The organism is Pedobacter vanadiisoli (assembly GCF_042684385.1).
In the GTDB taxonomy this organism is placed as follows: Bacteria; Bacteroidota; Bacteroidia; order Sphingobacteriales; family Sphingobacteriaceae; genus Pedobacter; species Pedobacter vanadiisoli.
Window position 1 is genome coordinate 170,819 of the sequence record NZ_JBHULL010000009.1, and the last position, 24,638, is coordinate 195,456.

Below are 24,638 nucleotides of genomic sequence, written 5' to 3' on the forward strand. Positions count from 1 at the left end.
TAAGCTTTAAGCTTTAAGCTTTAAAAAATGAAACTTTTCACCTCCGTACACGATGTTCCAAGCATCAAACAGTTTGTAAATGATGCGCTTGCATTAAAGGAAAATCCTTTTGCATACCAGGATTTAGGTAAAAACAAGACTTTGGGTCTGGTTTTTATGAACCCGAGCTTACGTACCCGGTTAAGTACGCAAAAGGCAGCCTTAAACCTGGGCATGAATGTAATGGTAATGAATATGGATAAAGAGGGCTGGGCTTTAGAAACACAGGATGGTGTGGTAATGAACGGTACAACAGTTGAACACATCCGCGAAGCTGCAGCTGTAATGGGCCAATACTGCGATATTTTGGGGTTACGTTCTTTCCCGAAGCTAAACAACCGGGAGGAGGATTACAGCGAAGATTTCTTTAATAAATTTGTTAAATACTGCGCGGTGCCTGTGGTGAGTTTAGAGAGTGCAACACGCCACCCATTACAAAGTTTTGCCGATATCATTACCATTCATGAAACCTGGACAAAGAAGCCTGACGGACGTAAACCAAAGGTAGTTCTGGCCTGGGCACCGCACGTAAAGGCATTGCCACAGGCAGTACCAAATTCTTTTGCCGAGTGGATGTGTAAAGCACAGGAAGAAGGCATGATCGATTTTACGATTGCCCAACCAGAAGGTTACGAACTTTCTGATGATTTTACTTCCGGAGCAAACATCCAGTATAATTTAGAGGAAGCCTTATCGGGAGCAGATTATGTGTATGTGAAAAACTGGAGCAGTTATAAAGAATACGGTAAAGTATTAACCTATCCTGATGGCTGGATGATGAACAACGAGAAGTTGAAATTTACCAATGATGCTAAAGTAATGCACTGTTTACCGGTACGTCGTGATTTAGAATTATCATCTGAAATTTTAGACGGACCGAACTCGTTGGTGATCCACGAGGCAGGTAACCGTTTGTGGGCTGCACAGGCGGTAATTAAAGCGATGTTGGAACAATTGAAATAAAAAAAGAAACTCGTCATTGCGACGGGTACGAAGTAATCTTAATGCGGTAGAAAATACCCACCCACAATTGTAAGATTGTTTTGTGCCTCGCGATGACGGACATGCTAGCAATATGAAACAACTCACTATCATAAAAATCGGTGGAAATGTAATCGATAATTCAGAAAACCTGCATCAGTTTTTATTGGATTTTACAGCTTTGCCCGGAGATAAAATTTTGGTTCATGGCGGAGGTAAAATTGCAACCGAACTGAGCGAATCGTTAGGTATTGAGGCCAAAATGGTTGAAGGCAGACGGATTACCGATATCGAAACCTTACGGATCGTGACGATGGTTTATGCTGGCTTAATCAATAAAAACATGGTAGCGCAGTTACAGGCTAAAGGCAGCAATGCGATTGGTTTGAGCGGCGCAGATGGAAATGTGATCAAAGCAACAAAGCGGCCGGTAAAGGCTGTAACCTACGGTAATGAGCCCGGACCTTTAGCCGGTTCAGTAATCGATTATGGTTATGTTGGCGATCTTGACGAAAATTCGGTGTCATCGGCTACTTTACATAATTTGCTGAATGCTGGCCTGGTTCCGGTATTATGTGCCATTACCCATGATGGAAATTCACAGTTGCTCAATACCAATGCCGATACCATTGCCTCTTCTGTTGCAGTGGCCATGTCATCTTTATATGAGACACGTTTGGTATATTGCTTCGAGAAAAAGGGTGTATTAAAGGATGTTAGTGACGATGCTTCGGTAGTGAGGGAAATTAAAGCAGGTGAGTTTGAAGGCTTAAAAGCAGATGGAACGGTACAGGGAGGAATGATCCCTAAACTGCTCAACGCTTTCGAGGCAATTAAAAAAGGTGTTTCTGCCGTTTATATCGGTAAGGCTGATGAACTGGCCGAACTTGCAGATGGTACTTTTGGAACAAAGATGCTGAAGTAAGGTAGATGGCAGGAAGGTTGAAGATGCAAGGACACCGATTTGCATTTGTAATTCTTTAGTGTGCTGGCTTTCTGATGTAGATTTTATAGACTTTTAGAGGGGAAAAGAAACCGATAATCACTGCTTTTGCAAACTAAACCTGATAGAAACGAAAATACTTTTTGTATTCAAAACGAGAAAGATTGCTGCATCGTTCCTCCTCGCAATGACGATGAATGGATGAAAAGGCAGAAGTTAAAAAGATTGAAGTGGATAGCAGGACTGAAATACCATTAGAATTACTGAAATTGCTTTTCAAAACCCGAAAGAAGAAAAATAAAACTGTGTAATTAACCCTCAGGAAAAATTAATATCATGTCAAAAAAAATAGCCATAATTGGTAGCGGAAATATTGGTTTATCTTTAGCAAAAGGTTTGGTGAAAGCCGATTTTGCCCAAGCTGCCGATATTACGTTAACCCGTAGAAATATTAATCATTTAAAGTCGTATGCCGAGGCGGGCTTTAAGGTAAGTAATCATAATAAACAAGCTGTTGAAGCCGCTGATGTTGTGATTTTAGCCGTTTTGCCGCAACAATTAAATCTGGTTTTAGATGAAATACAGGCTTCGATTGTGCCCGCAAAACACCTGGTTATTTCGGTTATTTCAGGAGTAAGTTGTGCGGCCGTTAGAGCGAAGCTGGGAGATGATGTTGAAGTGATCCGCGTAATGCCAAATACGGCCATCGCTATCGGCCAGTCTATGACCTGTATGGCCAGCGATAATGCCTCAGCAGAAAACATTGAAGAGGTAACCAGGATGTTTGAAACCGTTGGCTCGGTGGTTAAAATAAACGAAGATTTAATGACATCGGCCACGGCACTTTGTGCCTGTGGCATAGCATTCTTTTTAAGGGCAATCAGGGCAGCATCTCAAGGCGGAGTAGAAATTGGTTTTCATGCCGATGAAGCATTGAAAATGGCAGTACAAACCGCTAAAGGAGCAGCCGATTTACTTTTATTGAACGCAACACACCCCGAAACTGAAATAGATAAGGTAACTTCGCCGAAAGGTTGCACCATTGCCGGCTTAAATGAAATGGAACACAATGGTTTTAGCTCATCGCTGATAAAAGGTATTAAACTTTCGGCCTTAAAAGCCGGAAATTTATACACCAAGGAGGGCTAAAAGCTTAAAGACCAATGCTAAAAGCAGGGTGCAATGTCTTGATACTTTTACAACAAAATAAATTGGTGTCGAGTATTAAGTATCAGGATTAACCATCCTTGATACTTAATACTGGATACTGGATACGGGATAAAGAGTACTTGATACTATGTCATTAGAAAATATACAAAAAGAAAGCCTGGATTTATTGCGACAGTTAATCCGCATCCAGTCTTTTAGTAAAGAAGAAGACAGAACTGCGAATTTAATTGCTCAGTTTCTGGAGGAGAGGGGGATCAAAACCCAGCGAAAAATGAATAACGTTTGGGCCTACAACAAGCATTTTGATGCCAATAAGCCAACTTTATTGTTAAACTCCCATCACGATACGGTTAAACCGAATTCTGGTTATACGCGCGATCCTTACGATGCGGCAATTGAAGGCGATAAATTATTTGGTTTAGGCAGTAATGATGCCGGTGGATGTTTGGTTTCACTTATTGGTACATTTTTATATTATTACGAACAGGAAAATTTAAAATATAATATCTGTTTGGCAGCTACAGCCGAGGAAGAAATTTCTGGCAACAATGGCTTAGAGCTGGTATTGCCTGATTTAGGTGAGCTTGAATTTGGTATTGTAGGCGAACCGACAGAAATGAACCTCGCCATTGCTGAGCGTGGCCTGCTGGTATTGGATTGTGTATCGCACGGAAAAGCCGGTCATGCTGCCCGAGAAGAAGGCGAGAATGCCATTTACAAGGCATTAAAAGATATTGAATGGTTCAGAAATTACCAGTTTCCGAAAGTATCTGAGGTTTTCGGACCATTAAAAATGACGGTTACCATTATTAATGCAGGTTCACAACACAATGTTGTTCCGGCAAATTGTACCTTCACGGTTGATGTGCGTGTAACAGATGCCTATACCAATGAAGAAGTATTGGAAATTATCCGTGCAAACGTAGATTGTGATGTTACCCCACGCTCTATCCGTTTAAAACCTTCGTCTATCGATAAAAACCATCCGGTTGTGCAGGCGGGGATAGCACTGGGCCGAACCACTTACGGTTCGCCAACTACGTCAGATCAGGCTTTATTAGATATCCCATCGGTAAAAGTTGGGCCAGGTTTTTCAGGCCGCTCGCACATGGCTGATGAATTTTTGTATGTACGGGAGGTTGCAGAAGGAGTTGAAGGGTACATTAACATGTTGAAACCGGTTGTACAGGGTTAAAGAGCTTTAGGGCACGAGGCTTGGAGGCCTAACTTAAATATTTGAATGCTTTGTGTTCTCTGTGAAAAACCCAGCGAACTTTGTGGTAAAAATAGTATAGCTTAGTGCGCTTTGCGAAAAGCCTTGCGCCCTTTGCGGTTAAATAAAATTAAAATGAAGATTTGGCAAAAAAATATTGATGTAAATCAGTTTGTAGAAAATTTTACGGTAGGTAAAGACCGTGAACTCGATCTGCAAATGGCAAAATTTGACGTGCTGGGTTCACTGGCCCACACCGAAATGTTGGAAACCATTAATTTGCTAACGGCTGAAGAATTGAAAACCATTCAACAGGAACTTAAAAATATTTACGCTGAAATTGAAGCCGGTAATTTTACCATCGAAGACAGTGTAGAAGATGTACACTCGCAGGTGGAGTGGCTGCTTACACAGCGCATTGGCGAAGCTGGCAAAAAAATTCATAGTGGCCGCTCGCGTAATGACCAGGTTTTGGTCGATTTAAAGCTGTTTTTCCGTGCCTGCATCGAAGATATGGTTAACCAGACTTCTACATTGTTTAACCAGTTAATAGCGCTGAGCAATACCCATAAAGATAAACTATTGCCAGGTTATACACATTTACAGATTGCTATGCCTTCATCTTTTGGTTTGTGGTTTGGTGCTTATGCCGAAAGCCTTGCCGATGATATGGAACTGATGCTGGCCGCCTGGAAAATCACCAATAAAAACCCATTAGGCTCTGCAGCAGGTTATGGCTCGTCATTTCCTTTAAACAGGACTTTAACAACCAAATTACTGGGTTTTGAAAGCTTAAACTATAACGTGGTTTATGCGCAGATGGGCCGTGGCAAAACCGAAAGAATTTTGGCGCAGGCCATGAGTGCGGTAGCTGCAACGCTGGCTAAAATGGCGATGGATGTTTGTTTGTTCATTAACCAGAATTTCGGATTTATCAGTTTTCCGGCAGAGCTGACTACAGGTTCGAGCATTATGCCACATAAAAAGAACCCTGATGTTTTCGAACTGATCCGTTCGCGTTGCAATAAAATTCAGGCTTTGCCGAACGAAATTGCCATGATGATTACCAATTTACCTTCAGGTTATCACCGCGATTTGCAGTTGTTAAAGGAAAATCTTTTCCCAGCCATTGCTTCGCTAAATGAATGCCTGGAAATCGCCACTTTTATGTTCCAGAATATTACCATAAAGGACGATATTTTAAAGGATAAAAAATACGATTACCTGTTCAGTGTTGAGGTGGTTAATGAACTTGCCCTGCAGGGGGTACCGTTTAGAGAAGCGTATAAAATAGTTGGCGAGCAGATTGAAAATGGTACTTTTGCACCATCGAACCAAATACACCATACCCACGAAGGCAGTATCGGTAACCTTTGTAACGAGCAGATAACTGCTGCAATGAACGCTGTATTGGCGCAGTTTGGTTTTGAAAAAGTGAATAAAGCGATAGCAGATTTAATAGCATAATATGAAAGTTTCAGTAATAGCCAATTCATTAATTGGTTCAGAAATTATAAAAATTGGTAACGAAGTTAACGAGATGAAGCGCAAGGGCGCATCGATTGCCAACTTAACCATTGGCGATTTCGATTCGAATATCTACCCTATACCAGCTGAGTTAAAAGCAGGTATTGTGGAAGCCTATAATGCCAATCAAACCAATTACCCGCCAGCTGATGGGGTTTTGCCATTGCGCGAAACAGTTTCGGAACTATTGAAAGATAGATTTGGCCTTGAATATAATACTAACAGTATTTTGGTTTCCGGTGGTTCCCGTCCGTTGATTTATGCTACCTATCTGGCTTTAATCGATCCTGGCGATACCGTGGTTTTCCCTGCACCATCTTGGAACAACAACCACTATTCTCATTTAACTTCGGCTAAAACCATTGCCGTAGAAACCGATGCAGCCCATAATTTTATGCCAACAGCTGCGCAATTGAAACCGCATTTAAAAGGCGCAACGTTATTGGCTTTATGTTCGCCATTAAATCCAACCGGAACCATGTTCGATGCAGATTCGCTGGCTGAGATCTGTGATGCTGTTTTGGAAGAAAATGCTTCACGCGGTGCAGATGAAAAGCCATTGTACATGATGTATGATCAGATTTATTCGCTTTTGACTTTTGGTAAAAAGCATGTAAATCCAGTTTCTTTAAGGCCGGAGATGAGGCCGTTTACTATTTTTGTAGATGGCAGCTCTAAATGTCTGGCTGCAACCGGTGTACGTGTTGGATGGGGTTTCGGTCCGGAAGATATCATTAACAGAATGAAAGCATTGGTTGGCCACATGGGTGCCTGGGCTCCAAAAGCCGAGCAGGTTGCCATGTCTAACTATTTTAACGATAAAGCACAGGTTGATACTTTTTTAACCAGCTTTAAGGCTCAGGTACAAGACAGCTTAAACGCGCTTTACGATGGTTTTAATGCTTTAAAGGCCGAAGGCTTTAATGTAGATGCGGTAGAACCAATGGGAGCCATTTACCTGACCATTAAAATTGACTATATCGGTAAAACAACCGAAGATGGTCAGGTTTTAAAAGACAGTGCAGATGTAAACTTCTACCTGATCAAAGAAGCCGGAGCAGCATTGGTACCTTTCTCAGCCTTTGGAAATGAAGATAGCATGCCATGGTTTAGGGCATCGGTGGGGGCTTGTACCCTACAGGACATTAAAGATATGTTACCAAGAATTAAAATAGCCTTAAGTAAGTTGAAATAGGTATTTCATTTATAACATATAAACCCCTCTTCAATTATTTTGAAGAGGGGTTTTGTTTTGATCGTCATGTCGACCAAGGTAAAACGCAGTTGAGAACCCGCAGGTTAGTGAAGCTAAATCTCGAGATAGATCTCTCCGCTACACTGCGTTTCGGTCGAGATGACGGATTTTTTTATTGGATTTTGTATAGGCTCCGGACTCCAGACTGAGGACTTAAGACTAAAAACTAATCCTCCCTGCTTCCATCATCAGCCATTCTTACCATTTTAGGCTCGAATTTAGCCACCACATCAACTAGTTCCGTTTGTGCTGCCATTACTATGTTGATGTCTTTATAGGCCATTGGTGCTTCATCTAAGCCAGCCCCAATTAATGTAACATTATGATCCTTTAAAATGGCTTTCATATCCGATTTGGTGATCGATTGAATCGCTTTCGTCCTGCTCATTTGTCTGCCTGCACCATGCGATGCCGAGTTGATTGCGCTGGTTTCGCCTTTTCCTCTTACTAAAAATCCAGGTGCCGTCATACTTCCCGGGATAATTCCCATTACGCCTTTACCTGCGGGTGTAGCTCCTTTTCGGTGCACCATTACTTCTTCACCATCAAGAATTTCTTTCCACGCAAAGTTATGGTGGTTTTCTACCTTGGCCAAAACCTTTGCCCCGATGGCTTTGGTTAACCTTTTATGGATTATCTCATGACAAGCTGAAGCATAATCGCCGGCAAGGTTCATTGCTAACCAATATTCTTGTCCTTCGGCTGTATCCATATCTAAATAAGCCAGGTTTGCGGCTTCTTTAGGCAGCTTACACATCTCTTTTGCCAGTTTGGTGTAATGCCCCGCAATGGTGGCGCCTAAACCGCGCGAACCCGAGTGGGTTAACAAAGCCACATAGCGGCCTTTATCGATGTTTAAAACCTCATCGCGTTCTGCGAAATCGATAATTCCCCATTCTGCAAAATGGTTACCTCCGCCTGATGTACCTAATTGTGACCAGGCCTTTCCATGCAGCTTTTTAAGAAAAGGCGTAGAATTAAATGCCTCATCTTCCAAAACTTTATGATCGGCTCTTTCCAAACCCTTAAATTCTCTGCCTGCTCCGAATTTAGTGTGGGCGATTAATTCCCGCTTATACATGGCATCTTTACCGAAATAATGTTTTTCGGGGATATCGAAAATACTCAAAGCCATACGGCAGCCAATATCAACACCTACACCGTAAGGTATAATGGCATTTCTGGTCGCTAATACACCTCCGATTGGTAAACCATAACCTTGATGGGCATCAGGCATTAATGCCCCCGCTGCCGAAACCGGTAATTTCATGGCTATATCCATTTGGTTTCGGGCGCCTTCTTCAATGTAATCAGCGCCAAATACCGCGTAAGGCTTAGCATGGCTTACCAGTTCAATGGTTTCATCTTTTGGCGCATTGGCTGCTTCAATCATGGCCGTAGCCAACGGATTTAAAGCCGGATCATCCAAAAAACTTTCCGGGTAATCTTTTACTTTTTTAAATAAAGCCAGCGATTCTTTTTCTTCGGTATCTGCAAAATTTTCTTTCAGAATATCTAAAGCTAAGCCTACTATTTTTCCTTCGGTATAACCTATTTCGATCAGGTTGTTACCTGTTATATTGTTTTTCATTTTTTTCTCATTAATCCCCGGCAGGCAACATTCACCTCGCCGAGGGGTTTCTAAATTTAATTTATTTCACGAAGATTTGCTTCAATTGATCTACAATTTGGCCGCTACCCGATAAGCTGATGGTATTGATTTTTTCTGCGATTTTCTCTACATATTCCATCTCTTTCAACTTATACAACATTGTATTTTCTTCCATCAATTTGGCTGTATTTAACAAACTTCTGGTCGAGGCAGTTTCTTCTCTTCGCGTAATGATATTGGCTTGCGCCCTTTTCTCGGCAACTAAGACCTGGTTCATAATCTCCTTAACATCACCCGGTAAAACAATGTCTTTAACACCACAGTTGGTCAATTTTATGCCCAAATTTTCAACTTTATCCAAGGTAATGGACATTACCATTTTGGCCACTTTTTCTTTGCTTTCCATTAATTCGTCAAACGTCATTAAGCCAATACATTCTCTTAATGCCAATTGCATGGTGATGTACAATTGTTTTTCGAATTCTTTGTTCTCCAATAAAGCTTTGATGATGTCATCAACTTTATATTGAATGCTGAAATTTACCCTCAATTGTGCTTTATCTTTTGTTAAGATTTCTTGTCCGATAATCTCCATATTTAATTGCCTGATATCAGTTTTCAAAACCTGAATACTTGTGCTGTTTTTCCAGTAAACATAGTTTCCGGCGTCCATTATCCTTTCAAATTTGCCATCAATAAATAACAAAGCTTTTTCGAATGATTCTACTTTATAAGCCCTGATGTAGTTTAACAATGGTGCTTTCTCCAATAAATTCTTATCAATTACTTCGTCAATATTAATGTTGCTGATATCTACCTTAACAAAATTGTATGCTGATAAACCTTTCCAAATGGCATGCCTTCCGGCAGTTAAAACAGATTTGAAGTTTTTGTTTTGGTAAACCAAGGCCAATTCGTTGTCGGCAACGCTTATTAAGTGAATCAAATTCACAAAATCTGCATTTTCCAACAAAATATCCAATTCGGCAACTGAGTAATAGTACTCTTTAGCCATATCATATAATGTCATGCTTTCACCGAAACCTAACCAGTAAGTTCCTGCTGTTAAAACTTTTTTTAATTTTCCTTTTTTAAACACCAATCCAACATAATTGGTGTTAATCGTTACTCTTTTCATGTTTTTGATGTTAGCCCCATCTAAATCTTCCCCTAAGAGGGAGGACTTAATGAGTATAATTAATTATTTTATTCTTTTTAAAAGTGTTGCGCAAGCACATTTACCTGTTTTTTGCGGAAGTAAAAGTTTATCAAGCTTGTTTAAAAATGAAACGGGGTTTGTCTTATCGGTTTCATACCTCTAGCGTATTTTACCTTCTTGATTCAACCAATTTGATTTTTAAATCTTTTCTTGCTGCACTGATTCTTACTGAGCAAATACAGATTTGCTTTTTGGATTTAGAAAAATCCTAAAGCCAAATGAGGTTGCACAACGCTTATTTTGGTGGGCGGTTTGAAAAGTTGCCCTTCTTTTTGTTTTGGATTTTGAGTCCTAAACGCTTACCAATTAACTATTCCAAGTGACAGTTGGAAGCAGGATTCGAACCTGCATATTTGGTTGTTACTCTAACCCCTGAGTTATTCCGGCGCGGGCCGGAAGTGGGATTCGAACCCACGACACACAACGTGTTTAGACAAACTACCACCATCCTGATCAGTACATTCCATGCAATTGCACGAATACTTTGGGGCCATACAGAAACCCGCAACCGGGATCAGTTTTGATGTAGTGTTGCCATCCCGGTTATTCACCGGAATTTCTTTATAAATGATCTGATTTATATACGTTACCCTGTTCCACCTATCGGGAACAGGGGTTTCCTGCTGCCTCAAATAATCAGCAGCAGCACGACGGAGAGCGCGTATCATTTAACAGTAAACTGTCTCTATAAATCAGGTTGTTATTGTTGATGTTTTTCAAAGAACTTCATTATCGACTGGCGACATTACAAAGATGCTACCACCCCTGCGCGGCTGATTTGCGCAGTAAAAAATATTTTGATGTTATCTGTTTAAATTATTGGTATACAGTGTGATAAATTTTGTTTTTTTGTTAAAAATATTTCTTTTTGCTGTTAACTGCGCAATTGTATTGCGTAGATCAAAAACGCTTTCATATCTTTAGCTTCAAGAAATCACCAGATTTTTGGCATAAACTTAAAATCACGCTAAAATGGCCATCAATAAATCAGCCCTCATCCGTTACAAAACCATCGACGATTGTTTGAGAAACCGTTTCCGTAAATGGACGCTCGATGATATTATAGAAAAGGTTGCCGAAACCCTTTACGAACTGGAAGGCATAACCAGTGGAGTAAGTAAGCGTACCATACAGGCCGATATTCAATTGATGCGGAGTGATAAGCTTGGTTATAATGCACCGATCATTGTAAAAGATAAACGCTTTTATGCTTACGGAGACCCAAATTTCAGTATCACCAAAGCACCGATCAATAATGCGGATGTAGATAAAATGAAAGAAATTGTTGGTGTGCTGAAACAGTTTAATGCCTTTAATTACTTCGACGAAATGAGCGATATGATTGCCCGTCTGGAAAATAACCTTTATAAATCGACCAAACAGAGCGGTAATAATATCCAGCTGGAAAGCAATAAACTGGTTAAGGGTTTGGAATGTATTCCTCCTTTATATCAGGCAGTTTTAAATAAACGATCGTTGCTGATTGAATATAAATCGTTCAAAGCACAGCAGTCGCAACAGGGGATTTACTTTCCGTATCTGTTAAAAGAATACCGCAACAGATGGTTTTTGATCTGTAAAGCGAAAAAGCGGCCAGGGATCTTAAATCTGGCATTGGATAGGATCGTTGAATTTCAGGAGCTACCCAACGAGGAATTTTTTGCTTACCAGGGAGTAGATTTTGACCGTTATTACGATGATTTAATTGGTGTAACCAAGAGCGAGCGCGACCGTGCCCAAAAAGTTATCCTCGAGTTTACTAACGATCATGCACCCTATGTGGTGACTAAACCTTTACATTCATCGCAGGTAGTATTGGCTAAAAACGAAAAAACTACCATTTTTAGGATTGATGTTGTATTAAATTATGAGTTGGAAAGGGAGATCCTGGGGTTTGGCGAGTGTGTAAAAGTGCTGGCACCAAGGATATTAATCTCTAAAATCAAGAAGCGTTTGGAGCAGACTTTTAAACAATATGAAACTAAGGAGGAATAAAAAACCTCGCAGGCTTTAAAAATCTGCGAGGTTTGGGAATTAGCTTTTAAACTCGCTTGTTTTATGAAATTCGATATCAGGATAATCCTGTTTGGTTAAATTGATCATATATTCGCTATCGGCCAGGTAAACCGGGTTAGCTTCCTTATCGAAACCGATGTGCTGTTGTTTACGCTTCACAAATTCGTCAAGTTTTTTCCTGTCTGAAGAAGTTACCCAGCTCGAACGAGTATAACTCAGGGTACGGAAACGGCATTTTGCACCATATTCGTGTTCTAATCTGAAATTGATCACCTCAAACTGAAGTTCGCCAACTGCACCGATTACTTTCCTGTTTCCGGGCTGCATGACAAATAACTGTGCCACACCTTCGTCTGTTAACTGCTCAATACCTTTCTCCAATTGTTTTGTACGCATCGGATCCATGTTTTCTACCTCTTTAAAGATGGAAGGGGAGAAACTTGGGATTCCTTTAAACTGCAGCTTTTCGCCTTCTGTTAAGGTATCGCCTATTTTAAAGTTACCACTGTCATACAGGCCAACCACATCACCCGGCCAGGCTTCTTCAACAATACTTTTCTCGTTGGCCATAAAATCCATCGGATTGGAGAATTTTAGTTTTTTATCCTGACGGGTGTGATAATAGAATTTATTCCGCTCAAATTTACCCGAACAGATCCTTAGAAAGGCAATCCTGTCGCGGTGCTTAGGGTCTAAGTTGGCATGAATTTTAAACACAAAACCGCTAAAGTTTTTTTCTTCTACCAAAACATCACGCTCCTCGGCCTCGCGGTGTTTCGGACTCGGTGCAATTTCAATAAAGGTATCCAAAAGTTCCTTGATCCCGAAGTTATTAATAGCACTGCCAAAAAACACTGGTGCAACCAAACCATCGGTATATAAGTCTTTATCTATTTTACCATAAATGCCATCAACCAGCTCAACATCATCTTTTAATGTTTTGATTTCGTTTTCTTTCAGATAATCCAATAAAGATGGATCATTTAAATCGTTTGCTGCCACAACCGAATCGGTAACCTTGGTTTTATCGGAGTTAAATAAATTTAAATGTTTGTTGTAAATGCTGTACACCCCTTTAAAAGTGTGTCCCTGACCAATTGGCCATGAAAGCGGACAAAGGCTGATATTTAGTTTTTCTTCGATCTCGTCCAATAAATCGTAAGCCTCCTTACCTTCACGGTCCATCTTGTTGATGAAGATAATTACCGGAGTGTTCCGCATGCGGCAAACCGACATCAGTTTTTCGGTCTGTTCCTCCACACCCTTTACACAGTCGACTACCAGGATTACGCTATCCACTGCCGATAAAGTACGGTAGGTATCCTCGGCGAAATCTTTGTGTCCGGGCGTATCCAGAATATTGATGCGTTTACCACTGTACTCGAAACCCATTACCGAAGTTGCAACCGAGATACCGCGTTGCTTTTCAATTTCCATAAAGTCGGAAGTATTGCTTTGGTTCGCTTTGTTCCTTTTTACCGCACCGGCAGTGTTAATGGCCCCGCCAAAAAGCAGAAATTTTTCTGTCAGTGTGGTTTTGCCCGCATCGGGGTGGCTAATAATGGCAAAGGTTTTACGTTTTTCTATTTCAGGGTTAAGCATAATAAAATTTTGGATATAAAAGATGATGAAACCTTGTTAAAGGAATTTAACAGCGATAAGATTTGAATATTGTTGTTTCATCAGGGCGCAAAGATAATAAAAAGCTTTATCATTAATTGTTAGGTTGTTGTATTGTTTTATTTGATATAATATATTGAAAAGCAGGGTACAGCGGTTCTATTGTTATTGCAGTCCTGCCATACACTATAGCTCCGATAGAAAAATCGGAGGCTGCCGTTTCTGTCAGGTTTAGGTTGGTTCTTTTGTGATTCTGTTAGCATTTGTCCTGGCCATTCCTCAAGTTTCTGCTATTTATCAGGCCTCCTGTCGAAAATTATCCGGTTAAAATTAAAATTTCTCATCAATCATTCTTTAGTTTTGTGCTAAAATGTTTAGCTTTATTCGTCCCTCCGTGTATTGCTAACTAAAATTTTACTGCCGATGCCCACTTTAGAAGAAACTTCTATGCCCGCAGAAATTGCGGCTAAATTTGTTAATTACACCTCGAAACATGTTTTCTTAACCGGAAAAGCCGGAACGGGTAAAACAACTTTTTTACGGAAACTCATTCAGCTTACACATAAAAAAGCCCTGATTGTAGCACCTACGGGCATCGCCGCTATTAATGCAGCAGGAGTAACTATACATTCGCTCTTCCAGTTGCCTTTCGGTGCATTTTTCCCTGATGCTGCGGGCGCTTTAGTGAACGAGAACATCAACTTCAATTTTAATACACCCAGAACTTTAGTCAAGCACTTAAACATGCAGGGCAATAAACGCCGTATGTTACAGGAACTCGAACTATTGGTTATTGATGAGGTGAGCATGCTGAGGGCAGATATGCTCGATGCCATTGATTTTGCTTTACGCTATGTAAGGAGAAATAGAAACCTCCCTTTCGGAGGGGTACAATTGCTTTTTATCGGCGATCTGCATCAGTTACCACCTGTGGTAAAAAATGATGAGTGGCGCATTATGGCCAAATTTTATAAAAGTATTTATTTTTTTGATGCCCTGGCCCTGCAGGATAATGCACCGGTTTATATTGAACTGGACAAAATTTACCGGCAGGATGATTCAGTCTTTATCAACCTGTTAAATAACCTACGGAACAATAAAATCACCCCGGAGGATACTGCTTTGTTAAAACAGCACTTTAAGCAGGATTTTAAACCTGCTGCCGATGAAAATTATATTACGTTAACCACACACAACAATAAGGCCGATACTATAAACCGCGAGCGGCTCGAGCAGTTAAAAACCAAATCGTATTTTTTTGAAGCCAGGATACAGGGTGAGTTTAACGAATATGCTTATCCGAACGATAAAAGTTTAGAGTTAAAAGTTGGTGCGCAGGTAATGTTTATTAAGAATGACATGACTGCTGAAAAACGGTATTACAACGGCAAAATAGGGGTGGTGCACCATATTGAAAAAGATGTGATCGAAATCGAACTCCCGGAAGATAAAGCCGTAATCCAGATCTCGCCCTACACCTGGGAGAATGTAAAATATAAACTGGATGAAGCCACGAATGAGATCAAAGAAAACGTGGCCGGTTCTTTTGTACAATATCCGATTAAGCTTGCCTGGGCCATTACGGTGCACAAAAGTCAGGGTTTAACTTTTGATAAGGCCATTATTGATATAGGCGAAGCTTTTGCCCCAGGGCAAGCTTATGTTGCACTTTCGCGCCTGCGCTCACTTAAAGGTTTGGTGTTAACTTCTCACCTTCGCGATAGCGGTTTGCAGCAGGACCAAAACATCCATTATTTTTCTAAAACCAAACAACCGGCAGAAGTGCTTGACCAGCAGATCAGTGCCGAGAGTTATGATTTTATAAGGACCTACCTGCTATCGGCTTTTGACCTGAATATGGTGCGCTATTATTTTAAGGAGCACATGCAAACTTTTGATAAAAGTGAAGCTAAATCGACTAAACAGCGCTATGATGAATGGACGATGGATTTGTACAAAGATTTTCAGAAAATTACAGCAACGGCCGATACTTTTATTAACCAGCTTAAAAATCTGTTTGCCCAACAAACCGAACATACTTTGTTCAATGTATCCAAGAGGGTACAGGCCGCAGTAAAATATTTCAGTCCGTTAATTAAGGAGGTATCGGATAAATTTTTAGCGCAAATTGAAACCATAAAAGAAGAAAAGCAGGTAAAAACCTACCTGACCGAATTGCTTGAACTGGAAATTGTGATTTATGAACAGTTGAAGAAAATTCATAAAAGCAAGGCATTGCTCGAAGCGATTATTGATGGCAAAGAGTTTAATAAAGCCGATACGGATGCACTTTTGAATGTAGTTGAAAGGGAAGCACAGTTGAAAAAGGCAATTACCCTTAAAGGAATGGCATTAAAAGTAAGAACTGCAGCTGAAAAGAAAAAGAAAGAGCCGAAGCCTGATACCAAACTCCTAAGTTTTGAATTGTATAACGAAGGCAAAACGTTAGCTGAAATTGCTAAGGAGCGGGGTTTATCGCTGGGCACCATTGAAGGGCACCTGGCTTATTATGTATCAACGCAGCAACTCGATGTAGCCAAACTGGTAAAGGCCAATAAGATCAGAAATATCAGTGATGCAGTAGAAAGCCAGAAAACAAAATCGATGGCCACAATAAGGGAATTTCTGGGAAAAGATTATTCTTTTGGCGAGATTAAACTCGTGCTGGCCTCTTTATTCCCATCTGAGGAATAAGTTTGTTTAGTTTAAACCACTTCTGCCAAATGCGATTATCATGAATGATATGTAATGTAAAAATACAGTTAAACGATAATGACTCGGAGTAAGAAGCGTCATTTCGGGCAGAGTGCAACGAAGTCAAGAAATCTATCTCGAGACAGATCTCTCCACTCCACTGCGTTCCGGTCGAGATGACGATCACATGATATAGAACTTTATTAAGCTGAGTTTAAAGCACATTTTAATACTTATTAAATCCCTATCATAAAATTATGTTTTCTAAGTAAATCTTTGCGAACTTTGCGGTTAAATGGAGAAAGTTAATGTTTTAGCGCAATACATGCCTGCCGAGGCAGCACCACTAATTGCCAAATGGATTGATTATTTTCAGTGCGAATTTAAAATTGCTAAAACCCGTTCTACAAAACTGGGCGATTACCGTCACCCTTACCAGGGCAAGGGCCACCGGATTTCAGTAAATTTTAACCTCAACCATTATGCTTTTTTAGTTACCACTGTACATGAGTTTGCACATTTACTTACCTGGAACGATTTTAAAAATAAAGTAAAACCGCATGGATCGGAGTGGAAAAAGAACTTTCAGCGGATGATGGTCCCATTTTTTGAGCTGAATATCTTTCCTGATGATATTCATCGAGCGATTGATAATTACATGTCTAATCCTGCGGCATCAAGCTGCTCTGATCTGCATTTATCGAGAGCCTTAAAAAAGTACGACCGTAATAAAACCGAAACTTTGCATTTAGAGCAGCTACCTATCAATACCACCTTTAAAATTAAAGACGGTAGGCGTTTTACCAAAGGAGAAAGGATTAGAAAGCGTTATCGTTGTATGTGTTTGGATGATAAACGTTTATATCTGTTTAATCCTTTGGCCGAAGTGTTCTTGCTAGACTAAAGTCATTCTGAAGGCAGTGAAGAATCTTGACAAAGCATTATATTAACTTAAACTCATCTCCATTAAACAAACCCTTATCGCTTAACTTTAAATGTGGAATCACCAGTAAAGCCATAAAAGAAAGTGTCATAAACGGGGCAAGTAAAGTAGAACCCAAATCTTTGGCAAATTTATCTATTGAGGTGTAGCTTTTTGCAACCTTGTACCCGTTCTGATTGCTCATTAAGCCTGCAACCGGTAAAGCTAAAACTTCTTTTTTCCCATTTCCAAGGGCCACTACACCTCCGGTTTCCTGAATAACCAGGTTTACGGCTTCACAAATGCTTTTATCATCAGCGCCAACTGCAATAATATTATGGCTGTCGTGTGCAACGCTTGAGGCAATGGCGCCGTGTTTTAAACCGAAATTCTTAACAAAAGATACTGCTACTGGTGCATCGTGATAACGATTTACCACCACCATTTTTAAAATGTCATTTTCCGGGTCGCTGATGATGTTTTGATTTGACACTTTTGGTTTAGCAGATAATCTATTCGTAATTAACTGCCCGTCTAAGGCTTCAATCACAGGGATTTCTTCCTGTCGTGTAAACGCATAAACAAAATCATCTTCCCTTTTTAAGCTGCAATGGAAATGGTTTACCGATTCTTTATCTTCAATATGTTTTACCCAATCGCCCACGGTTTTGCCATTTTCAGCCAGTAATAACCCATCAATATAGGTTTGTTTAACCCTGAAATTTTTTAAATCTTCTATTACGATAAAATCTGCCGGATCGTTAAGTTGTAACGTTCCAACATCAAGTTTATAATGGAGTACAGGATTGATACAGGCTGCCTGGAGGATTTTGAAAATATCGGTTCCTTTTTCTACCGCCCTTGCGCAAAGCTGATTAATATGGTTTTCGACTAAACTATCGGGATGTTTATCGTCGCTGCAGAACATTATCATTTCAGGCCAGTCATTCAACAGACCGATCAGCGCTTCAAAATTTTTAGCTGCACTTCCCTCGCGGATAAGAATTTTCATACCACGCTGTAGTTTATCCATCGCTTCTTCTGCTGTAAAACATTCGTGGTCGGTAGAAATACCTGCATCGATATATTGCTGCACCGCATCGCCTCTTAAACCTGGAGCATGCCCATCAACGGGTTTGCCCAATTGGTGGGCAGCAGCAATTTTTTTTAAAACTTCTTCATCTTTATACAGTACTCCCGGAAAATTCATCATTTCACTGAGGTATTTTATTTCCGGCCGTTCTAAAAGTGCTTTTACATCATCATGATTGAGTTCTGCACCGGCGGTTTCGAATATAGTAGCCGGAACACAGCTTGGCGCACCGAAATTAAACTTAAAAGGGACGGTATTGCCATTTTCGATCATAAACTCTACACCTTCCATACCACAAACATTGGCAATTTCGTGCGGATCGCTTACTGTAGAAACTGTTCCATGGACAACTGCTAGCCTTGCGAATTCACTCGGAATTAACATGCTGCTTTCGATGTGTACATGGCTATCAATAAAGCCCGGAGAAATAAAATGAGCGCCTTCCCGCTGATCGGAAATTTTGGTAATTGATTTTATTTTACCAGCTTCTACCGCTATTTCTCCAAAGAAAATATTTCGTTCTGTGATGTGGATAATATTTCCTTCGACTTTTAATTTGCTCATTTGTTTTGTGTTTAATAATCGTTACCCAGAGTTCATTCCAGGGCCTTAACTCAGAGATGCTGAAATAAATTCAGCATGACAATAGGAGTTAATATTTTAATAATTTATCTATTGTTTCTGCTAATCGTGCCTTGGCCAGGAAATCTTCTTCCAATATCTTGCTCATTGGGATTGCGGTATCCAAGCTTGCGCAGCGCATTACAGGGGCATCTAAATGCCGGAAACAATGCTCTCCTATCCATGCAGCTATTTCTGCTCCAAAACCATTGGTTAAGGTGTCCTCATGTAAAATTAGTGCCCTTCCGGTTTGTTTTACAGCTAGTTTTACGGCTTCTTTATCCCATGGCTGGAGCGTGCGCAGGTCAACTATTGTGGCTCCGCATTCCGGATGCTCACTCAAATAATCTAAAGCCCAGTGTACACCTAGTCCGTAGGTAATGATGGCAAATTTATTCCCTTCTGTTAGCGTTACTGCTTTGCCAATTTCTGTGGTGTAATAACCATCCGGAACAGGGCTTGTTAAACTTCTATATAAGTATTTGTGCTCAAAATATAACACCGGGTTTGGATCTTCGATCGCAGCCAGCAATAATCCTTTTGCATCTTCAGGAAAAGCCGGATAAACGATTTTCAAACCAGGGGTTTTGGTAAACCAGGCTTCATTACTCTGTGAATGGAACGGCCCGGCACCTGTTCCTGCCCCCGTAGGCATGCGTACCACTACATCAGCTTTTTCGCCCCAACGGTAATGTGTTTTAGCCAGGTTGTTTACAATCTGATTAAAGCCAACAGTTACAAAATCAGCAAATTGCATCTCTACCACTGCCTTATAACCATTAATAGATAGGCCTAAGCCAGCTCCTACAATAGCCGATTCGCAAATAGGGGTATTGCGTACCCTGGCTTTGCCATATTTAGCGGTAAAGCCGTCTGTAATTTTAAAAGCTCCACCATAATCGGCAATATCCTGGCCCATTAAAACCAGGTTGGGATACATTTGCATGGCTAAATCGAGTGCATCGCTAATGGCATCTAAATATCTTTTTTCTGTTGAGGATTGGCTGGGCTGAACAACCTTTTGTTGATAAGGAAAATACATGTCAGCTTCCTCCTGGCCGGCATGTGCTTCTGGTTCGGCTTCATTAAATGCTTCTTCAACTTCCAGTTCAATATCTCTTTTAATTTGAATTTTGATGTCGATAACCGCATCGGAAGTTAAAATATCCTGATCAATTAAATAGGCTTCGTAATTTTTAAGCGGATCTTTCTTTTCCCATTCATCAAACAGTTCTTGCGGAACATATTTAGTTCCAGATGCTTCTTCATGGCCACGCATCCTGAAAGTCATACACTCAACCAAAACAGGTCTTGGGTCTTTCCTGATTACCATAGCCAGCTGATTAATGGTATCATATACTTCAAGAATGTTGTTGCCGTCAATCTGCCGGCCTTCAATGCCATATCCAATGGCTTTGTCGACCAGATTTTTGCACCTGTACTGCTCCGATTTTGGGGTTGAAAGCCCATATCCATTATTCTCAATCAGAAAAATAACCGGCAGACCCCATACGGCAGCTACATTCACTGCTTCGTGGAAATCGCCTTCGCTGGTTGCACCTTCCCCGGTGTAAACCAGGGTGGCATGTTGTTTATTGGACAAAACGTTGGCCAGTGCAATACCGTCTGCCAGGGCCATTTGCGGACCAAGATGAGATATCATGCCAATAATTTTATAATCTTGTGTGCCAAAATGAAAAGAACGGTCGCGGCCTTTGGTAAACCCCGTTACTTTGCCCTGCCACTGCGCCATTAATTTTTTGAGCGGAATATCGCGCGACGTAAAAACCCCCAGATTACGGTGCATAGGCAAAATATATTCATTGCTTTGCATGGCCAAAGTACTGCCAACTGCTATGGCTTCCTGACCAATACCTGAAAACCATTTACCAATTCTGCCCTGACGTAATAGTTTAAGCATTTTGTCTTCAACCATCCGGGGGTAAAGCAATCTTTTGTATAAATCCAATAGAAATTTGTCGTCTTTATCTCCTCGATTGAAATGCATATTTGGTTGTTTGGCTAATGGTTTCTGATTAAGATTCCCGTTCCTTTTTCATCTCTTCGAACTGCTTGGCAAAAGATTTATCGGCAACTTTTGGCATTTCGCGGTATTTACCCCAACTCTTTTTGAAGAAGGTTTTGAGCATAAAGTTTTTGAATTTTCCGCCAAAGAAATCCATCCATTTGCGCTTTTGCATCATCCTGTTAAACATGCTCCAGCCAATTTCTTCCTTTTTGCCATTTTCATGGCCCGCTGCAGCATCTCTACGGTTTAGCAATAACATTTTATGGATATCGATTTTTACCGGGCAGACCTCCGAGCATTTTCCGCAGAGACTGGAAGCATAACTTAAATGTTTAAACTCTTCCATGCCTTTAAAATGCGGTGTAATTACCGAACCGATAGGCCCACTATAAGTGGTATTATAAGTATGACCGCCAATATTTTTATATACCGGGCAGGCATTTAGACATGCACCGCAACGGATGCAGTATAAACCCTGTCTTTGTTCTTTCTGTGCCAGTAAATTGGTACGTCCGTTATCCAGCAAGATTACATACATTTCTTCTGGACCATCGGTTTCGTTAGGTTGGCGCGGCCCGCTTAAAATGGTATTGTAAACGGTTAGGTTCTGTCCGGTTCCATGCGAGGCCAGTAAAGGCCAAAAGAGATCAAGATCGCTTATAGAAGGAATTACTTTTTCAATCCCTACTATTGCAATGTGAATTTTAGGGAAGGTGGTACTTAAACGCGCATTGCCTTCATTTTCGGTTAAGGCAATGCTTCCGGTGTCTGCAATTAAAAAATTACCTCCACTGATCCCGATATCGGCCTTTAGGTATTTATCACGGAGCAATTCCCTTGCTTTTTGTACCAATTGCGGCGGAGTGGCATCTAATGGGGTGCCAAATTTATCGTGAAATAGTTGAGCAATATCTGTAGCACTTAAGTGCATGGCAGGGGTAACAATATGATAGGGTGCCTGACCCAATAACTGAACAATGTATTCGCCTAAATCACTTTCAAGCGATTCAATGTTATTTTGTTCCAGAAAATCGTTCAGGTGGATTTCCTCCGTCGTCATCGATTTAGATTTGATGACGGTTTTGCCATTGTTTCTTTTAATAATGTTGAGGATTTCCTGCTGGGCTTCTGCAGCATCGTTTGCCCAAATGACCTTACCGCCACGACGCTGAAAGTTCGATTCGAACTCGGGTAAAAACTTGTCGAGGTTTTCCATTACGCGCCATTTGATCACGTGAGCCTTTTTTTTAGAGGCCTCAAGGTTTTCGAATTTTGATAATCCGCGTTCAACTGCTGCATTGTATTTACCAATATTATAATTTATGGTTTTACGGTGCGGTAAATCGAAAGCTTTCTCATCTGACTTCTCTAAAAATTCCTCGGCAGTTTTCATCAATGGCAATATTATTATAGGGGTAACGAAGAATAGCTGCTTTTAGTTTGGAGTTACTTCGTTAAAAATCAAAGATATGAATTTATGCAGGCACCAAAAGTAATGTGCATAAAAAAGCCCCAACATTTCGTTGAGGCTTGGCTTTTTTTAATATTATTTCTTCGGATTTCCTTTCCCATCCATGTCTACTACCGGGCGTTTAGCTCTGTTGGCAAGCTCCCATGCAGTAAAATAGGTTAATTTGGCTCTTTTTGCCAATAAAGGGAAGTTAATTTTACTTACTTCATCACCCGGTTTGTGGTAGTCCTGTTGTAACATTCCATCGTAATAGAAAATAATCGGAATACCTAACTTGGCAAAGTTATAGTGGTCTGAACGATAATAAATCTGTTCAGGATCTTTCGGATCGTCGTATTTGTAATCCAGTTTCATTTTGGTATAGGTAGCATTTACCTGCTCGCTGATGTTGGCCAGGTCGCTGCTTAACATTTTCGAACCCACCGAGTAAATGTAGTTTGCCGAATCTGGTTTGCCTAAATATTCTTCACCCGTACGGCCAATCATGTCGGTATTTAAATCGGCAATGGTATTGGCAACAGGGAAAACAGGATGCTCAGAGTACCACTCAGAACCCCAAAGGCCTTTTTCCTCACCAACCACTGTCATAAATAAGATACTGCGTTTAGGGCCTTTACCAGCTTTTTTAGCATCGGTAAAAGCTTTTGCCATCAATAAAACGCCGGTTGTACCCGATCCGTCATCATCAGCACCGTTGTTTACTTTGTCTTTCGCGTTAGGATTTGTTTCCAAACCAATGTGATCGTAGTGACCAGTTAAGATCAATACTTCTTTTTTAAGAACAGGATCAGAACCTTCTAAATAACCCAGAACATTTTCGCACCTAACCGGTACTTCGTTTTTGGCAGCACTTGCTGAAAAAGGAACATTCACAATTTGCGAAGCAGGAGTAACGCTTTCGGTAATTTTCTTTTGTAAATCGGCTACAGTAGTATTGTTTGATTTTAAAAGGTCGTTTGCTAAGGCTACAGAGATTGAAATACGTGGAATATCATTTTGTTTTTGAGCCTCAATAGCAGCATTTGTTTTGACGATTACACGGCCTTTATTTTGAAATTGTTTGCTGTCTTCGGTAATTCTATCCACCCCCGGATCGATCAGGATAATGGCTTTAACATTATTCTCGGCAAAATATTTTGCCCTGCTTTCTAACATGTCGCGGTAAGCTTTTCTGTCAATCCGTGTACCAGGTTTAAGGGTTGGGTCGCCACCGTTAAACATCATTACAACTTTTCCTTTGATATCGGTTCCGGCAAAGTCGTTGTAGCTGTCTTTTTTGATCCCGTAACCAATAAATACGATTTGATCTGTTGAAAAAGTAAAACCGTTATCGCTGATTAAGCTTGGCGAAACAACATAATCTTTCTGATATTCTTTCGGCTGACCGTTAACGGTTACATGGCTTTCTTTTAAAGTAACATTTACCAGGTTAATTTTCTGGAAATATCCACCATCAACCGGACCTTTTAAACCAATGGATTTAAAATAATCGCGGATATAATCGGCAGCCATCCAGGCGCCTTTGGTTCCTGTTTCGCGACCTTCATATTCGTCAGAAGCCAACACAGAAAGGTGCTTATAGGCATTATCAGGGTTAATGGCTTTGCTAAACTTGATAGCGTCTTTATTGGCCTGCAATGGTTTAACCTGGCCAAAACAACTTGCTGTTACAAGCGTGGCCAAACCAAGGGTTAAAAACTTTTTGTTCATTATAATAATAGTTAGTTGAGTTTCTGCTTAGCACGAAATTTTTTCAACCCGGTCTTGATGGCGACCGCCTTCAAATGCCGTTGTTAAAAAGGTTTCGGTAATTTTTTTTGCTTCATCTTCTGAAACAAAACGTGCCGGGATACACAGTACATTAGCGTTATTGTGCTGACGTACCAAAGAGGCTACTTCATTTTCCCAGCATAAGCCTGCTCTAATGCCCTGATGTTTGTTTGCTGTTATGGCCACACCATTAGCAGAGCCGCAAAGTAAAATACCATAGGTAAATTCCCCACTCTCAACAGCACTGGCAACGGGGTGCGCAAAATCAGGATAATCAACTGAATCTGCGGTAGAGGTGCCGAAATCCTTTACTTCGTAATCCTGTAAAAAATCTTTTAATATTTCTTTGTATTCGAATCCGGCATGATCCGCGCCAATAGCAATTTTAATTTTTGTATCAGACATTGTCAAATGTATAGAGAATTATGAATTCTGTTCGTAAT

At 40.6% G+C, this 24,638-nt stretch carries 18 protein-coding genes; 9 read left to right on the forward strand and 9 right to left on the reverse strand.

Going from position 1 to position 24,638, the window contains the following annotated elements; genetic code table 11:
* The first annotated feature begins 27 nt into the window (after nt 1–27).
* From ACFSR6_RS11940 to ACFSR6_RS11965, 6 genes are all read left to right on the forward strand, one after another.
* Complete coding sequence (locus ACFSR6_RS11940) at nt 28–1,002, forward strand: Rossmann-fold NAD(P)-binding domain-containing protein (protein WP_379079074.1); 975 nt, start codon at nt 28–30, stop codon at nt 1,000–1,002.
* A gap of 112 nt (nt 1,003–1,114) precedes the next feature.
* Nucleotides 1,115–1,945 carry an acetylglutamate kinase gene (gene argB / locus ACFSR6_RS11945; RefSeq protein WP_379079076.1) on the forward strand — a complete coding sequence of 277 codons (831 nt, stop codon included), beginning with the start codon at nt 1,115–1,117 and terminating at the stop codon, nt 1,943–1,945.
* A 354-nt stretch (nt 1,946–2,299) separates the two neighbouring features.
* Complete coding sequence (gene proC, locus ACFSR6_RS11950) at nt 2,300–3,112, forward strand: pyrroline-5-carboxylate reductase (RefSeq protein ID WP_379079079.1); 813 nt, start codon at nt 2,300–2,302, stop codon at nt 3,110–3,112.
* A gap of 148 nt (nt 3,113–3,260) precedes the next feature.
* Entirely contained in the window at nt 3,261–4,328 is a 1,068-nt protein-coding gene (locus tag ACFSR6_RS11955; RefSeq protein WP_379079081.1) for a M20 family metallo-hydrolase, read from the forward strand.
* 153 nt (nt 4,329–4,481) lie between these two features.
* Entirely contained in the window at nt 4,482–5,813 is a 1,332-nt protein-coding gene (gene argH / locus ACFSR6_RS11960; protein WP_379079084.1) for an argininosuccinate lyase, read from the forward strand.
* A gap of 1 nt (nt 5,814) precedes the next feature.
* Nucleotides 5,815–7,068, forward strand: coding sequence for a pyridoxal phosphate-dependent aminotransferase (locus ACFSR6_RS11965; protein ID WP_379079087.1), 1,254 nt, complete (start codon nt 5,815–5,817; stop codon nt 7,066–7,068).
* 226 nt (nt 7,069–7,294) lie between these two features.
* Here the strand turns inward: ACFSR6_RS11965 and ACFSR6_RS11970 are convergent, their stop codons facing one another.
* From ACFSR6_RS11970 to ACFSR6_RS11980, 3 genes are all read right to left on the reverse strand, one after another.
* Nucleotides 7,295–8,719, reverse strand: a complete 1,425-nt coding sequence (locus ACFSR6_RS11970) for an RtcB family protein (RefSeq protein ID WP_379079090.1) — start codon at nt 8,717–8,719, stop codon at nt 7,295–7,297.
* A gap of 61 nt (nt 8,720–8,780) precedes the next feature.
* The gene (locus ACFSR6_RS11975; protein ID WP_379079093.1) at nt 8,781–9,878 is read right to left on the reverse strand and encodes a slipin family protein; all 1,098 of its coding nucleotides are present in this window, start codon (nt 9,876–9,878) and stop codon (nt 8,781–8,783) included.
* A gap of 458 nt (nt 9,879–10,336) precedes the next feature.
* Nucleotides 10,337–10,627 carry a hypothetical protein gene (locus ACFSR6_RS11980; protein ID WP_379079095.1) on the reverse strand — a complete coding sequence of 97 codons (291 nt, stop codon included), beginning with the start codon at nt 10,625–10,627 and terminating at the stop codon, nt 10,337–10,339.
* 304 nt (nt 10,628–10,931) lie between these two features.
* On the opposite strand from ACFSR6_RS11980, the gene ACFSR6_RS11985 reads away from it, so the two are divergent.
* Nucleotides 10,932–11,954, forward strand: a complete 1,023-nt coding sequence (locus ACFSR6_RS11985) for a helix-turn-helix transcriptional regulator (protein ID WP_379079097.1) — start codon at nt 10,932–10,934, stop codon at nt 11,952–11,954.
* 39 nt (nt 11,955–11,993) lie between these two features.
* Here the strand turns inward: ACFSR6_RS11985 and ACFSR6_RS11990 are convergent, their stop codons facing one another.
* A complete protein-coding gene (locus ACFSR6_RS11990; RefSeq protein ID WP_379079100.1) occupies nt 11,994–13,577 on the reverse strand; it encodes a peptide chain release factor 3 in 1,584 nt (527 codons plus the stop codon).
* A 441-nt stretch (nt 13,578–14,018) separates the two neighbouring features.
* Between ACFSR6_RS11990 and ACFSR6_RS11995 the strand changes: the two genes are divergently transcribed.
* Entirely contained in the window at nt 14,019–16,289 is a 2,271-nt protein-coding gene (locus ACFSR6_RS11995) for a helix-turn-helix domain-containing protein (protein ID WP_379079102.1), read from the forward strand.
* Between the two features lie 295 nt (nt 16,290–16,584).
* On the forward strand, nt 16,585–17,193 hold the full coding sequence (locus ACFSR6_RS12000; protein ID WP_379079105.1) for a SprT-like domain-containing protein: 609 nt from the start codon (nt 16,585–16,587) through the stop codon (nt 17,191–17,193).
* Nucleotides 17,194–17,230: 37 nt separating this feature from the next.
* Here the strand turns inward: ACFSR6_RS12000 and ade are convergent, their stop codons facing one another.
* The 5 genes from ade to rpiB form a co-directional block, all read right to left on the reverse strand.
* On the reverse strand, nt 17,231–18,868 hold the full coding sequence (gene ade / locus ACFSR6_RS12005) for an adenine deaminase (protein ID WP_379079107.1): 1,638 nt from the start codon (nt 18,866–18,868) through the stop codon (nt 17,231–17,233).
* A gap of 88 nt (nt 18,869–18,956) precedes the next feature.
* Nucleotides 18,957–20,933, reverse strand: a complete 1,977-nt coding sequence (locus tag ACFSR6_RS12010) for an alpha-ketoacid dehydrogenase subunit alpha/beta (RefSeq protein WP_379079110.1) — start codon at nt 20,931–20,933, stop codon at nt 18,957–18,959.
* A gap of 28 nt (nt 20,934–20,961) precedes the next feature.
* On the reverse strand, nt 20,962–22,350 hold the full coding sequence (locus tag ACFSR6_RS12015; protein WP_379079113.1) for a LutB/LldF family L-lactate oxidation iron-sulfur protein: 1,389 nt from the start codon (nt 22,348–22,350) through the stop codon (nt 20,962–20,964).
* A gap of 150 nt (nt 22,351–22,500) precedes the next feature.
* On the reverse strand, nt 22,501–24,135 hold the full coding sequence (locus ACFSR6_RS12020) for a M28 family peptidase (protein WP_379079116.1): 1,635 nt from the start codon (nt 24,133–24,135) through the stop codon (nt 22,501–22,503).
* A 27-nt stretch (nt 24,136–24,162) separates the two neighbouring features.
* A complete protein-coding gene (rpiB, locus tag ACFSR6_RS12025) occupies nt 24,163–24,600 on the reverse strand; it encodes a ribose 5-phosphate isomerase B (RefSeq protein WP_379079118.1) in 438 nt (145 codons plus the stop codon).
* Nucleotides 24,601–24,638 lie beyond the last annotated feature (38 nt).